Raw genomic sequence first — 12,929 nt, forward strand, 5'->3', positions numbered from 1 at the left:
CTTCTTCAGAAGCCCGAACGACGGCATCTTTTAGCTTTCTGCCTACTTCAGGGCGTGACTGCTATTCTGGCGCGGCTACCTCCCGCAGTACCCGGCAGGGGTTGCCCACAGCCACTACCCCTGCCGGAATATCGCGCGTAACCACGCTACCGGCCCCAATGGTAGTGCCCTCGCCGATGGTTACGCCCGGCATGACCAGCACCCCGGCTCCCAGCCACACATTGTTGCCGATAGTAATGGGCTTTGCAAACTCCCAGCCCGCAATGCGCGGCGCCACCTCTACGGGGTGCCCGGCCGTGCTCAGCACCACATTGGGGGCAATAAACACATTGTCGCCGATGCTGACGGGGGCGCAGTCGAGGATGGTAAGGTTATAGTTGGCGTACACGCCCTGGCCCAGCCGGATGTTGTAGCCGTAGTCGCAGCGCAGGGGCGCTTCCAGGTGGGCGTCGGTTTCGTAGCCCAGCAGCTCGGCCAGCACCTGCCGGTTCAGGTGCACGGGCTCCTGGTTGTAGCGGTGGCAGCGCTGCTTGGCCAGCAGGCGTTCGGCTACCAGCTCGGGGTCGTTGGCGAAGTACAGCTCCCCGGCCAGCATCTTTTCTTTGTGCGTTGAAGACATAGCAAGTTGAGCAGAGAAGAATCAGGCCCTGCCAGCGGCAAGGTACTACCCAGCCCGCTACCCCCGGTCTTAGCTCAAAGCTGTTGCCTCGGCGGAGGTGGTGCTTGAGCCGCGGTTGTCGCGGGTGTTTTTCTGCACGGCAATGGCCGCGAACAAACTCAGCAGGAACGACATGGCGTAGAAGCCTTTCTCGCTGAGGGTGAGGGTGGCGTTCCAGAGGCCCACCGTGAGCATGGCTACCGAGAGCAGGGTGGAAAACCAGCTCAAGCCATAGTAGATACCCGTCACGGGAATGCCCTCCAACTGGTCGCGCACCGATTTCTGCAGGGAAATGGCCGCAAACAACCCGTACATAAGCGTTGCGAAGTAGTAGCCCTTTTCATTGAGCTGCATCTGGGCGTTCCAGAGGCCGATGATGAACGCAGCGACGCCCGCCAGCAGGGCTACCCAGGAAGCGGCAATAAAGGCGTTGGATGGTTTGGTGTTCATGACGCAGAAAGTTTGAAGTAAGTCTGCTCAGCCACCCTGGCCGAACAGTTCAAACATACGCGGCCCCTTCCCTAGTGTACATCCGAATTTGTGAGTCTATCAGACTTTACATCATCAGTATGATGACTGAGAATATTTAGGATATGTTGCTGGTAATTGATTGATATTCAATGATATTATTCCGTATATGGTTTTGTAATTGAATTGATAAATCAGACTTTGATTTTTGTGAAGTGTCCGGAACAGGTCTTCCCAAATCGTGCCCCCTTACTGCTTGATCGGACCTTTACTGGCCCTAAGGGGGTAGGAAGGAGTCGCGTCCGTAACGTGTCAGAAAGGTTGTGTCAGGCGCAAATGCGCTTGGCCTTTGCTCAGTCCAGCGCCCACCCCTCTTAAAACGAGCAAGCGGCCCATCCTTTGTGGCAGGATGGGCCGCTTGCTTTAGGCTTTGTGATACTAGGAGCGTTTGCCGGGCCGACTGGCGCCCCGGGTGCCGCGGGTGCTGGTTTTCCCTTTGGGTGGTCCGGCCGGGGTAGGCCGGGAGCCTTTGCTGGCGGCCGCGCCGCGGGGGCGCGGTCCGCTGCCCGGCCCCGAGGCTCCGGCAGGACGGCGGGCTTTGCCGAAGCTCGGGCCGTCGGGGCGGACGCCGGTGGCGGGGCCATTGGGCCGGGCCGGACCCGTGGGCCACTCGGGCGGGGCGGAGGGGGTAGGGGCGGGGCGGCTGGCGGCCCGTTTGCCGGTGGGCTTTTCTACCCAGGCGCCGGCCGGCTTGGCGCGGCCGGTGGCATCGGCGGGCCGTTTGGGGGCCGCGCCCTTGCGGCCCGGGCGGTCGGCCCAGAACTCGGCCGAGGAAGGACGCTTGCGCCGCCGGGGCGTGGAGCCGTCATCGGTGCCGTCGGAGTCTTTAATCATCTCGAACAGCACTTTCAGCTCTTTCTCCTTCAGCTCGCGCCACTCGCCCACGCCCAGGCCCTTCACGTTGATGTTCATCACGCGGATGCGCTCCAGCTGCACCACCTCGTAGCCGAAGTACTCGCACATGCGCCGGATCTGACGGTTGAGGCCCTGCACCAGCACAATGCGGAAGATGTAGGACGTTTCCCTGGTTACTTTGCAGGGCTGGGTCATGGTGCCCCCAATCGGCACGCCGTTGGCCATGCCTTCAATAAACAGGTCGTTGATGGGCTTATCGACCATCACGATGTACTCCTTCTCGTGCTTGTTGCCGGCCCGCAGAATCTTGTTGACGATGTCGCCGTTGCTGGTCAGCAGAATCAGGCCCTGCGATTCCCGGTCGAGGCGGCCGATGGGGAAAATACGCACCGAGTGCTTGATGGCCCGGATGATGTTGTCCTTGATGCCGGTATCGGTGGTGGAGATGATGCCCGGCGGCTTGTTGTAGGCAATGTACACGGCATCTTCTTCGGCGCGGGGCTCAATGACAATGCCGTTTACCGAAACCCGGTCCTTGCTCGACACCTGGTCGCCGATGCTGGCCCGCTTGCCGTTCACCAGCACGTTGCCCTGCTCAATAAAGCGGTCGGCCTCCCGGCGGGAGCAAACCCCACTTTCGCTGATGTATTTATTAAGACGAGTAGGCATGGGCAACGGGTGTTGAGGGCAAAACAAAAATGATCCGCCCGGGCCGTTTTGCCCAAGCGGACCACAAAGATACGGCGGAAGTGCATGGGCCGGGGTGTGTTACTGAAATAGATTGCGCCAGATCAGCAGCCGGGGCTCCCGACCCGGGCCAGCTTCTGCCCAATCCGCAAGCCCTGGCCCCACAACGGTTTGCGCCTTGAGTAGGGGTAGGAAGACAAGGCGCTAGGCTCCCACAAAATAGCGCTGAATGGCTTCGTCGAGCGCAGGGGGTAGGGAAGCCGTGCTGCCCACCCGCACCGAAGAGCTGGCTCCATCCTTGGCCGCGAAGGTGCCGCTGGCCCCATTGAACTGCAGCCGCCCCTGCCGAAACTCCCGCTGCTCCTCGGCACCATCCCGGTTCATTGCCACGAACTCCAGGTGCTCGAGGTGGTGGCTGGCTTTATCGAACCGAAACCAGAAGTACACTTCGGCCGGGTCGTCGCTCTGCACGTCCAGCAGCTTGATTTCGACCAGGGAAAAAGCATCGGCTTCGAGCAGGAACAGGGTTTTATAGGAGATGGGCATGGTACCGGGAGAGTGGGTTTCGTGGGATATATACCGGATATGCCCGCGCAGGGATATAGGGTTGCCGGTATTTTGAGGGGTAGGCCGGCCGCTGCCGCGCCGGAAACCCAGCTACTCCGCCAGCCACTGCATGGCCCGGTACTGCCCCGGCCCGAAAAATAGCTGCAGCACAGCATCCGTGACGCGCAAGCCATTAGCGCCGTTGGTGAAAAACACCAGGCTTTCCTGCGTGTCGGGGAAGGCGATAAAGAAGCCCTTGAAGTCGCCGTTGTCGCCCCAGTGCCAGAGGGCGGGGCCGCGGCTGGTGGTGGCCAAGCCTACCCCGTAGGCCCAGGCAACGAACGGGTCGGTAGCGCTGGTCGGTTTCGCGCAGCGTTCAGCGGTGCTGGCGGGGGTAGTCAGCAACTTGGCCGTCGCCGGCTTCAGCCCCTGGCCTTTTACTAGCGCCTGCACAAACCGGCTGTAGTCGGTGGCCGTGGTGAGCAGGCTGAAGCCCGCGTTGGCTTCCTGGAAACGGCGAACTTCCGTGGGCTTGCCCGCGTCGGAGTGGCCAAAGCTGGCATCCTTATCGAACTCACCGCGCCAGACGAAGCTGCTGTTGCGCATGCCCAGCGGACGGAATACCTCCTGCTGCGCCAGCGTTTGCAGGGGCTTGCCGGTGATGCGCTCCAGGGTTTTCTGCAGCAGCACGAAGCCTTCGCCGGAGTAGTTTCAGCAGCTGTCGGGGGTGTATTTTAACTTCAGGTCAGAGCTTTTCCAGCTGGCTTCCAGCGGGTTTTCGGCCCAATTAGGCAGGCCGGAAGTGTGCGTGAGCACCATGCGGGCCGTAATGGTGGCGGCGCGGGGCTGGGTGCGCAGGCGGGGCTCCGCGTAATACGTTGCTAAGGGCTTGTCCAGGTTAAGCCGGCCCTGGTCGTGGAGGCGCAGGGCGGTGTAGGCCAGCACCACCTTGCCCAGGGAAGCCGCCTGAAACGTGGTGGCAGCCGTAACGGCCTGCGCAGTGCCCGCTTTGGCCAGGCCTAGGCTGTACCGGATGGTTTCGCCTTTCCGGGTATAAACCAGCTGCATGCCCGGTACCTGCTCTTTTTCGAGTAGGGCTGATAGTTCCTGCTGATGTTGTTGGGCTACTGCCGCCACCGAGTAAAGCAGAAACAGCAGGGGTAGTATCTTCTTCATAATAGAGCTTACCAGCATAAACGAACGCGCAAACAGGTGAATAGCAGCTGCCGCCCGAAAACAAACGTGGGCAGCTCTCCGCAAAGAAAGCTGCCCACGCGTTCCGAACGCCATAAGCACAGATGAAAGAATCCGTGTAATCCGAAGAATCCGGCTAAATCCGTGACTTAACCCAGCGTGTGGTACACGGCCTGCACGTCGTCGTCCTCTTCAAACTTCTCGATGAGGTTCATTACTTCCTCCAGTTGGTCGCCTTCGAGGTGCACGGTGGTGTTGGGCACGCGCTGCAGCTGAGCCGAAACCACGTTTAACTGCTTTTCTTCGAGGGCCTTCTGCATCTGGCCGAAGTCGGTGAAGGCGGTTTCTACCACAATGTACTCTTTCACGTTGCCGTGCTCGTCTTCTTCCTGGTCGGCGTACACGTCCTCGGCACCGGCATCAATCAGCTCCAGCTCCAGCTCGTCGAGGTCGAGGCCTTCGGCGGCCAGCTTGAACACGCCCTTGCGGGTGAAGGTGTAGTCGGAAGAGCCGGCCGTGCCCAGGGCGCCGTTGCCCCGGTTGAAGTACATGCGCACGTTGGCTACGGTGCGGGTGGGGTTGTCGGTGGCCGTTTCAATTACAATAGCCACGCCGTGGGGCGCGTAGCCCTCATATACCACTTCCTGGTAGTCTTTTTCCTCTTTGCTGCTGGCCCGCTTAATGGCGGCTTCTACCCGGTCTTTGGGCATGTTCACGCCCTTGGCGTTCTGCATGGCCGTGCGTAGGCGGGAGTTGGTATCGGGGTTGGGGCCCGATTCCTTCACGGCCATGACAATTTCCCGGCCGATGCGGGTGAAGTCCTTCGACATTCGGTCCCAGCGCTTCATTTTGCGGCCTTTGCGGAATTCAAACGCGCGTCCCATCTATCAGTGAGTTGGTGAAATGGTGAAATAGTGAGTTGACGTTTCGGCGGGTGGGGCCGAAAGGGGGCTGCAAGTTAGCAGAAACCCCGGCGGGGCGCAACGGCGGAGCCTGGGCGCAGACTGGTGCGGGAAGCCTACTGCTGACGCAGGGTATAAATGCTCTGGTTACCAGCCGGAAAGCCCGCCATGGTCAGCGTCAGGAGGCCATGGCGCAGCTGAAACGTGCCTTCGTCGGTGCGGACCTGCCCCTTTTTGTCGGTATAGGAAAAACTGATGCGGTTGCCGGCGAAAGTGAAACGCCCGTCCTGGTCAAAGGGCATGGTGCCGCCGTTGATGCTGAGTGTGAGGTGCTTCTGGTAGGTGCCATCGGGCCGCAGCGTGAGCGTGCCGCCTACCCCCCTGGCCGGCATGGGCGTGGGGCTGGTGGCTTTGTCCAGAATAGAATACGTGAGGTAGGTGTACGTAGTGAAAAACGAAGGCGCCAGTCGGGGCACGGCCGGGGCGGAGCGCTGGGCTACCCCCCGAAAACTGCCCAGGCAAAGCGAGGCCGCAAGAAGAACACGATAAAGCATACCGCAAGGTACTCGGCCGCGCCCGTTAAACGCTCCGGTCCAACGGCGGAGCCGTCCGACCAGTTGGCTTCGGGCTGACTTCCGGCCGATAGGGTTTGCGGCCGTGGAGGGGTAGGCGGAAACAGCTCGGGCGGCGGGGCGTCAACCGGTCGGACGGGCTTCGCCTGTCGGACCGGGCCGGTGAAACGTTGGCCGCGGGGCAAGCTCCGGTTTCCCGCTACATTTGGGCATGCCCACCTTTATCCGCGACTTACTGCGCCCCGCCACCGAGCTTGCCCAGGCCGATGTCTGCCTGGTGGGGCTGCCCCTCGACTTTGGAACTGTGCTGGAAGGCGGCCGCGCCGGCGCCGCCGGCGGGCCCGAAGCCATCCGGCGGGAGCTGTGCCGCTACCACAAAACCTATAACCTGGAGCACAACGTGAGCCTGGAGGGCCTGCGCATTGCCGACGCCGGCAACCTGGACCTGCGCCCTACCCCCGACCACGAAGCCAACCACCAAACCATTCGGGCGGAGCTCACGCGCCTGCTCCTCCAGTACCCCCGCGTGGTGGTGCTGGGCGGCTCCCACGACTGCACCTACAGCACCGTGCGGGCCCTGCGCGACGCCACCAACGGGCAGGCCGTGGGCGGCATCAACCTCGATGCCCACGCCGATGTGAAGGACCGCCCCGGGCTGCTCAGCAGTGGTACGCCCTTCGGCAGGCTGCTGCGCGAGGAAGTGCTGGCCGGGGAGCGGTTCACCGAAATCGGGCTGCATTCCAACCTCAATACCCGCGAGGATATCGACTTCCTACACCAGCAGCAGGCTACGCTGGTACCGCTGGCCCATGTGCAGCACGATGGCATGGCCGGGTACATGCGCCGGGCCCTGCGCCGGGCCACGGCCGCCGGCCCCGCCTTCGTGAGCTTCGATATAGATGGCTGTGCCGAAGCCTACGCCCCGGCCGTTTCGGCCCCCAGCGCCGATGGGTTCACGCCCCGGCAAGCGGTGGAGGCCGCTTTTCTGGCCGGCAAGGAACCGGAAGTGCTCTTGTTTGAACTGATGGAGCTGAACCCCCTCTTCGACCGGGACAACCAAACCGCGCGGCTGGCCGCCACCATCCTCACGGCCTACCTGACCGGCATAGCTGCTACCCTCAGTGCCTGACGCTACCCCCTTACCCGGCATAAAGTCAGGGCTTTTGCCTCCTTCTTCTGCTATGAAACACCTGTTTACTTGTTTGTTGGGCGTAGTGCTGGGGCTGCCCGTCGCGGCTCAGAAAGCACCCGTTAAACCTGCCGCAAAGCCCGCCCCCGGCCCGGCTTTTACCCTGGCGTGCCCCGTGGTGCCCGCTTCTGCTTCCCTGCAGAAGCAGCACTGCGAAACCCGGACCCTGACCTTGCCGGCCCCGCCCGCCGGGACGCCTCTCACCGTGGATGCCCGCCTGCATGGCAGCATTCTGGTGCGGGCCTGGAGCGGCCCGGACGTGCGGGTTCGGGCGGTAGTGACGGGTAGGGCCGCTACCCCGGCGGCGGCCAAAGCCCTGGCCGCCGCCGTGCGCGTCAGTTCCCAGAACAACGTGCTGCAGGCTGCCCGCGCCAATGAAAGCCTGGATGGCTGGGAGGTCAGCTACGAAGTGCTGGTGCCCACCCAAACCGACCTGCTGCTGCGCTCCACCAACGGCAGCATCAGCGTTGAAAACGTGCGCGGCACCCTGCGCTGCGAAAGCACCAACGGTAGCCTGGCCCTGACCGGAGTAGGCGGCGACGTGCGCGGCAAAACCACCGCCGGCAGCCTCACCCTCACCCTCACCGGCAGCGCCTGGCAGGGCCCCGGCCTGGATGTCAGCACCGTAAATGGCAGCATTGCCTGGCAGCTGCCCGCCGTGTACGCTGCCACCATCATGGCCCGCACGGTGCAGGGCCGCGTGCAGGCCGAGCTGAATACCAAGCGCAAGAGCGTACTACCCCACAACCTGGTGGCAACCCTCGGCAAGGGCGGCGCCCAGCTCCGGGCCACCACCGTCAACGGCAGCGTAACGGTAAAGCAGGAAGCCCTACCCCTGGATGTTCAGCTGACGGAGGAAGAAGGAAGTAAATAAAAAACGCCCGCTGAAAGCGGGCGTTTTTGTTGCGGATCAGGAAGGATAGATGGACCATGAAATGAACGTCCTGTCGAGCTGGTCGAGACATCTCGTGTGCTGACGTTGGATTACTACCTCAACGATTTGAGCGAGATGTCTCGACCAGCTCGCCATAACGTTCATTTTGCTACCTGACCACGCTTCTTAGTACTGCTCGGGGTAGCGTACTACTTCCTCGGTGCGGGGGCGCTTGGGCAGGGGCGAGGTTTTCTGCGGGTATTTGTTTTGTTTGTGCTTCTGGTAGCGCTTTACCAGCAGGGCTACCCCCGCCAGGGCGCCCAACCCTACCGCGGCAATGGTAAACTTCTGCCGGATGGGGTCGTGGGGGGCCGGCGGGAGGTAGGCTACGCCGTTTTCGTCGAGGCGGGCGGGGTCCTGCACGTAGCGGCCCTGGGCCGGAATCCGGAACTCGTCGGCCAGTTTCTGCAGGCCCGCGGCAGCTGCGGGGCCTTTGATGACGGGGCCGTGGCCGCAGCCGATGGCCGCGGGCCGCAGGGCCGCCAGCTTCTGAATGGATTCGTGCACCTGCTGCCAGTTGTAGTTGAACGGCGCGCCCGCCACGCTGATTTTCGGCCGCTGCAGCAGCAATTCCGGCAACGACTCGTGGTTGGCCGTGGCAAAGGCATCGGCCCCGAGCAGGGTGCGGTCTTTTTCGCGGAACAGGGCAATCTGGCCCGGCGCGTGGCCCGGCACGTGCAGAATCTGCCAGTCGGGCAGGAAAGGGACCTCCGCGTCATCCTCGGGCAGGCGCTGCACGTAGTCGCTAAGCTGGAACGACTGGGGCGGGAAAAAACGGGCCACAAACGCCAGGGAGCCGCCGCCCGCTACCGTTGGGTCGGCGGGCGGATACACGGCCCGGGCCGTCAGGAAGGGCATTTCGAGGGGGTGGGCCAGCACGGGCACTTTCCAGTGCTCGGCCAGGGCCTGCGCCGAGCCCGAGTGGTCCATGTGGCCGTGGGTCAGCAGAATGGCTTCGGGGTGGGTGCCGGGGTAGAAAATCTTGTCGGCCGCCTCAATGATGGCCTTTTCCGAGCCGGGCAGGCCGGTATCGACCAGCACCCAGGCCCCGGCGTGGCCGGTTTCTACAAAATATACATTAACAAAGCGTTGAATAGAGAGCTGGTGAACCCCAGCAGCTACCTTTTCCATGAGTTCAGGGGTAGGTGAAACGATACAGTCAGTACGAGCCTCCTTTGAATTGGGTATGAAAAGCGCAAGGTGTCATTCCAAGTGAAGCGAGGTGCCTAGCGTGCTGGCGTTGTGATAGTACTTGTCATGTCGAGCCCCGCGAGACATCTCGCGTGCGGACGTTGTGATGGTAACTGTCATGCTGAGCCCCGCGAAGCATCTCTACCGCTTCGTTGCCATAGGTCTAGGCCAGTCGTTCACTAGCCCAGGGTTTAAGCCCTGGGCTATGGAGCGGTTGCCGAGGGAGTTCCCGGTGCAACGTCAGCACGCGGGATGTCTCGCGGGGCTCGACAGGACGGTCCTGCCGCATACAAAAGGCCCGGCTGGCAAACCAGTCGGGCCTTTTGTGAAAAGCGTAAAGCACTACTGCTTACGCCAGCGCCTCACGCAGGGCGGTAAGCAGGGTACTTACTCCCTGGGCTTCGCCGGCCGAGCCCAGGTGCACGCGCAGGGTGCGGCGGTTGTAGTCCTGCAGAGCCTTCAGGTCGCCGGCAGCCTGGGCATTCTGGAAGGTACCGAAGGTGTAGGGGCGGCCGGGCAGGGGCAGGTCCTGGGCGTGGTCGGTAGTAATTTGCAGGAACAGGCCGTTGTCGGGGCCGCCTTTGTGGTACTGGCCCGTGGAGTGCAGGAAGCGCGGGCCGTAGCCCGACGCCGTGGCAATGTGCATGTGCTGCTGCACCAGGCTGCGTACTTCCTGCAGCTCCTGGTTGAGGGCTTCCGATTCCTGCAAGTAGGCCTGAATGCAGAGGAAATTACCGGGCTTGCTCTGGCCGAAGAAGGCGCGCAGCACTTCCACCGCGTTGCCCCCCGAAACATTGGTGTAGTAGGCGAGGCCGTTTTCCTGGAGCACCGGGGTGCTTTCTTCGGGCAAAGAGCCTTTTTCTACTACCACCTTCATCAGCTGGTCGGTGGCGGTTTTGGCCGCCTGCACGTTGGGCTGGTCGAAGGGGTTGATTTCGAGTACGGCGGTGGCAATGGCCGTGGCTACTTCCCAACGGAAGAACTCAGCGCCCAGGTCCAGGGCGTCGCGCATCAGAATGGTAACCACTGGGTGGCCGGCAGCCTGCAGGGCAGCTACCTTCTGGCGGTTCTGCTCGTCGGGCTGGTTTTCGAAGCCTACGTACACGAACACGCGGTCCTGGCCGTACACCTCGGGGCCATTGAGTGGGTCGCCGGCCAGGGGCATGATGCCCTTGCCTTCCTTGCCGGTGCTTTCAGCCACCAGCTGCTCCAGCCACAGGCCAAAGTCAGAAATGGTGTCGGGAACTACCAGGGTGAGCTTGTCGCGGCCTTGCTGGGCCAGCACACCCAGGGCCACGCCCAGCTCCAGGCCGGGGTTTTGCTCTACGTCGCCCTCCGAGCCAGTGGCGCGCATCATGTCAATTGCGCGCTCCAACAGGGTTTTAATGTCGATGCCGTACAAAGCAGCCGGCACCAGCCCGAAGTAGGAGAGGGCCGAGAAGCGGCCGCCTACCTCGGCAAAGTTCAGGAAGATGCGGCGGTAGCCTTCTTCCGTAGCCTGGGTTACAAACTTGGAGCCGGGGTCGGTAATGGCCACGAAGTTCTCGCCGGCCTTGTCGCCTTTAATTTCCTTGAGGCGAGCGTAGAAATAGTCGCCGAAAGCCAGGGGCTCGGCCGTGGTGCCCGATTTGCTGGCTACCACAAACAGGGTCTGGGCCAGCGGCACCGACTCCTCAATTTCGCGCACGGTGCCGGGGTTAGTGGTATCGAGCACCGAGAGGGGTAGGGCGTCGGGGCCCTGCTGGAAGGCCTGGCGGAACACAATCGGGGTCATGGTGCTGCCGCCCATGCCCATTACCACTACGTGCTGAAAGCCGGCGGCCTTCACCTCGCGGGCAAATTCCTCTATCTCGCCCACGCGGGGCAGCATGGTTTCGGCTACCCGCAGCCAGCCCATAAAGCTGCGCAGGCTCTGCTGGGCTTCGGCGTCCTGCACCCACAGGTCGGCCTGCTTTTGCCAGAAACCGGCGGTGAAGTTACGAGCCTTGAAATCCTGCAGTTTGGCGTCGATGGCAGCCTGGTAAGCGCCCAGCTGCAGGGTCATGTCGGAGATGTTGGAGGGAGAAGTTTCCATTCGATTCGGGTTCAGGAAGTGTCGGGGCAGGAGCCGGCCGCTGCCCGCGGCCGGCCGCACGGGTACCGGGCAAAGGTAGAGAAGTAGCCAGATACGCCGCGAGATTCCCTTAAATTTCCGCATTCGGGGTGTAGCCTGTGAGCGGCAGCCTCACGAAAAACAACGAGCCGCCATTCCCTCCGCGGGTGGAGCGGAAGGAACAGCGGCTGGCAGAAACCCGGCTAAAAAATTTCCCGTCCTAGGTGTTGGAAGGGGTGACGGCTACACTTCGGAAGAAGGCCGAAATTTCTTCCGAAAGGGTAAGCTGGGCGAGCGGACGCTGCCGGTTGGCCGCGCCCAGCACCAGCAGGAGAAAGAGCGCAAAGAAGCGCAGGAGAGTAGAAAAACGCTGCATAACAGGGAGAACGAGTGAGTGAAATACCGGTCTGGGTGAACCGGCGCGGGTACATACGGCAGAATTTGATTCAGGTATAGGAATCCTGAATATTTATTTGTCGAACTCCCCTTTAATACCCGTCCAACCAGAAATAAGCCGGTAAAAATTCTGCAAGGCGTGAGGCAGCTGCTGGCTCCGAAGCCAGAACTGCGCACCGGGCTTGCGGGAACGGCTGACCAGCAAGCGGCCCGCTGCAGCAGCGGCGGCCGCCCCCGCGAACAAGCATTTGCCAACCGCAAAACGCGCGGCGTTTCGGTATGTACGAAAAGTTTCGTGGTGGATGCAGCCTTTTTCGGCTGCCCGCTGTCAGTAGGGCATGTATTTCACTTTCACTATTTTACTGGTATGAAACAGGTGCTTCTTGCTTTTCTAGTGGGCGCTTCCGCCCTAACGGCGACGGCCCAGGCCACGCAGCCCGTATTCACCTCTACTTGCGAAGAAGGCAAGTGGGGCAGCTCCGGCCAGAAGCGTTCCTGCGAAACCCGCGACCTGACCCTGCCGGCCCCGGCTGCCGGCCAGCTCTTAACCATCGACGGGCAGCGCAATGGCGGTATTTCGGTGAAAGGCTACGCTGGCGCTGAGGTGCGGGTGCGGGCCAAAGTGCACGCCTGGGCCGGCACCGAAGCCGAAGCCCGGGAGCGGGTGCAGCAAGTAAAAATCAGCACCGAGGGCAATACACTGCGCGCTACCGGCCCGGCCGCTGCCGATGGCTACGCCGTGAGCTATGAGGTGTTCGTGCCCAGGCAAATGGCCCTGGCCCTGACTACTCAAAATGGCGGCATCAACCTGGAGCATCTGCAAGGGCCGGTTTCATTCGAGGCCCAAAACGGGGGGGTAAGCATCACGGGCGCGGGCGGCGACATCAGGGGCCGCACCCAGAACGGAGGCTTGAGCATTACACTAACCGGTAGCCGCTGGGAAGGCAAGGGCTTGAACGTGACTACCATTAATGGCGGAATTTCCTGGCAAATCCCGCCGGCGTATTCGGCCCAGCTATTCACCAGCACGCAACAGGGCGCTATCCAAACCAGCCTGCCCGGCAACAGCAGTGGCAGCCGTGAGGTAGCCGTGAACCTGGGCCAGGGCGGAGCACCCGTTAGAGCGGTAACCACCAACGGCGGCATTGTACTGCGTAGCACGGGCAACTAGGCACCGTAGCTACC

At 62.2% G+C, this 12,929-nt stretch carries 12 protein-coding genes and 1 pseudogene; 3 read left to right on the forward strand and 10 right to left on the reverse strand.

What is annotated here, in order from left to right:
- Positions 1 to 61 precede the first annotated feature (61 nt).
- The 7 genes and pseudogenes from GGU46_RS08745 to GGU46_RS08780 all read right to left on the reverse strand — a co-directional run bounded on the left by GGU46_RS08745 (position 62) and on the right by GGU46_RS08780 (position 5,924).
- A complete protein-coding gene (locus GGU46_RS08745; RefSeq protein WP_183403147.1) occupies positions 62 to 619 on the reverse strand; it encodes a sugar O-acetyltransferase in 558 nt (185 codons plus the stop codon).
- Positions 620 to 688: 69 nt separating this feature from the next.
- Positions 689 to 1,108, reverse strand: coding sequence for an inner membrane protein YiaA (yiaA, locus tag GGU46_RS08750; protein ID WP_183403148.1), 420 nt, complete (start codon positions 1,106 to 1,108; stop codon positions 689 to 691).
- A gap of 456 nt (positions 1,109 to 1,564) precedes the next feature.
- On the reverse strand, positions 1,565 to 2,710 hold the full coding sequence (gene rluF, locus GGU46_RS22295) for a 23S rRNA pseudouridine(2604) synthase RluF (RefSeq protein WP_183403149.1): 1,146 nt from the start codon (positions 2,708 to 2,710) through the stop codon (positions 1,565 to 1,567).
- A 222-nt stretch (positions 2,711 to 2,932) separates the two neighbouring features.
- Positions 2,933 to 3,274 carry a hypothetical protein gene (locus GGU46_RS08760; RefSeq protein ID WP_183403150.1) on the reverse strand — a complete coding sequence of 114 codons (342 nt, stop codon included), beginning with the start codon at positions 3,272 to 3,274 and terminating at the stop codon, positions 2,933 to 2,935.
- Positions 3,275 to 3,385: 111 nt separating this feature from the next.
- Positions 3,386 to 4,564 (reverse strand): annotated as a pseudogene (locus tag GGU46_RS22100) (serine hydrolase domain-containing protein).
- Positions 4,565 to 4,617: 53 nt separating this feature from the next.
- Positions 4,618 to 5,352 carry a YebC/PmpR family DNA-binding transcriptional regulator gene (locus GGU46_RS08775; protein WP_139923308.1) on the reverse strand — a complete coding sequence of 245 codons (735 nt, stop codon included), beginning with the start codon at positions 5,350 to 5,352 and terminating at the stop codon, positions 4,618 to 4,620.
- Between the two features lie 134 nt (positions 5,353 to 5,486).
- Positions 5,487 to 5,924: a hypothetical protein gene (locus GGU46_RS08780; protein ID WP_183403153.1), complete on the reverse strand. Its 438-nt coding sequence runs from the start codon at positions 5,922 to 5,924 to the stop codon at positions 5,487 to 5,489.
- Positions 5,925 to 6,153: 229 nt separating this feature from the next.
- Here GGU46_RS08780 and GGU46_RS08785 point away from each other — a divergent pair, with 229 nt between their 5' ends.
- Both GGU46_RS08785 and GGU46_RS08790 read left to right on the forward strand, forming a co-directional pair.
- Complete coding sequence (locus GGU46_RS08785; protein ID WP_183403154.1) at positions 6,154 to 7,071, forward strand: arginase family protein; 918 nt, start codon at positions 6,154 to 6,156, stop codon at positions 7,069 to 7,071.
- A 52-nt stretch (positions 7,072 to 7,123) separates the two neighbouring features.
- Positions 7,124 to 8,005: a DUF4097 family beta strand repeat-containing protein gene (locus tag GGU46_RS08790; RefSeq protein ID WP_183403155.1), complete on the forward strand. Its 882-nt coding sequence runs from the start codon at positions 7,124 to 7,126 to the stop codon at positions 8,003 to 8,005.
- 186 nt (positions 8,006 to 8,191) lie between these two features.
- Here the strand turns inward: GGU46_RS08790 and GGU46_RS08795 are convergent, their stop codons facing one another.
- The 3 genes from GGU46_RS08795 to GGU46_RS08805 form a co-directional block, all read right to left on the reverse strand.
- Positions 8,192 to 9,196 carry an MBL fold metallo-hydrolase gene (locus GGU46_RS08795; RefSeq protein WP_183403156.1) on the reverse strand — a complete coding sequence of 335 codons (1,005 nt, stop codon included), beginning with the start codon at positions 9,194 to 9,196 and terminating at the stop codon, positions 8,192 to 8,194.
- Positions 9,197 to 9,605: 409 nt separating this feature from the next.
- A complete protein-coding gene (locus tag GGU46_RS08800; protein WP_183403157.1) occupies positions 9,606 to 11,330 on the reverse strand; it encodes a glucose-6-phosphate isomerase in 1,725 nt (574 codons plus the stop codon).
- Between the two features lie 238 nt (positions 11,331 to 11,568).
- Entirely contained in the window at positions 11,569 to 11,724 is a 156-nt protein-coding gene (locus GGU46_RS08805; RefSeq protein ID WP_183403158.1) for a hypothetical protein, read from the reverse strand.
- A 387-nt stretch (positions 11,725 to 12,111) separates the two neighbouring features.
- Here GGU46_RS08805 and GGU46_RS08810 point away from each other — a divergent pair, with 387 nt between their 5' ends.
- A complete protein-coding gene (locus GGU46_RS08810; protein ID WP_183403159.1) occupies positions 12,112 to 12,915 on the forward strand; it encodes a DUF4097 family beta strand repeat-containing protein in 804 nt (267 codons plus the stop codon).
- Positions 12,916 to 12,929: the final 14 nt, after the last annotated feature.

The sequence above is a fragment of the Hymenobacter latericoloratus genome (assembly GCF_014199535.1).
Lineage (GTDB): Bacteria > Bacteroidota > Bacteroidia > Cytophagales > Hymenobacteraceae > Hymenobacter > Hymenobacter latericoloratus.

Bases quoted from the DNA above. Each gene is read 5' to 3' on its own strand.
- GGU46_RS08745 (WP_183403147.1), bottom strand. From the start codon at position 619: ATGTCTTCAACGCACAAAGAAAAGATGCTGGCCGGGGAGCTGTACTTC.
- yiaA (WP_183403148.1), bottom strand. From the start codon at position 1,108: ATGAACACCAAACCATCCAACGCCTTTATTGCCGCTTCCTGGGTAGCC.
- rluF (WP_183403149.1), bottom strand. From the start codon at position 2,710: ATGCCTACTCGTCTTAATAAATACATCAGCGAAAGTGGGGTTTGCTCC.
- GGU46_RS08760 (WP_183403150.1), bottom strand. From the start codon at position 3,274: ATGCCCATCTCCTATAAAACCCTGTTCCTGCTCGAAGCCGATGCTTTT.
- GGU46_RS08775 (WP_139923308.1), bottom strand. From the start codon at position 5,352: ATGGGACGCGCGTTTGAATTCCGCAAAGGCCGCAAAATGAAGCGCTGG.
- GGU46_RS08780 (WP_183403153.1), bottom strand. From the start codon at position 5,924: ATGCTTTATCGTGTTCTTCTTGCGGCCTCGCTTTGCCTGGGCAGTTTT.
- GGU46_RS08785 (WP_183403154.1), top strand. From the start codon at position 6,154: ATGCCCACCTTTATCCGCGACTTACTGCGCCCCGCCACCGAGCTTGCC.
- GGU46_RS08790 (WP_183403155.1), top strand. From the start codon at position 7,124: ATGAAACACCTGTTTACTTGTTTGTTGGGCGTAGTGCTGGGGCTGCCC.
- GGU46_RS08795 (WP_183403156.1), bottom strand. From the start codon at position 9,196: ATGGAAAAGGTAGCTGCTGGGGTTCACCAGCTCTCTATTCAACGCTTT.
- GGU46_RS08800 (WP_183403157.1), bottom strand. From the start codon at position 11,330: ATGGAAACTTCTCCCTCCAACATCTCCGACATGACCCTGCAGCTGGGC.
- GGU46_RS08805 (WP_183403158.1), bottom strand. From the start codon at position 11,724: ATGCAGCGTTTTTCTACTCTCCTGCGCTTCTTTGCGCTCTTTCTCCTG.
- GGU46_RS08810 (WP_183403159.1), top strand. From the start codon at position 12,112: ATGAAACAGGTGCTTCTTGCTTTTCTAGTGGGCGCTTCCGCCCTAACG.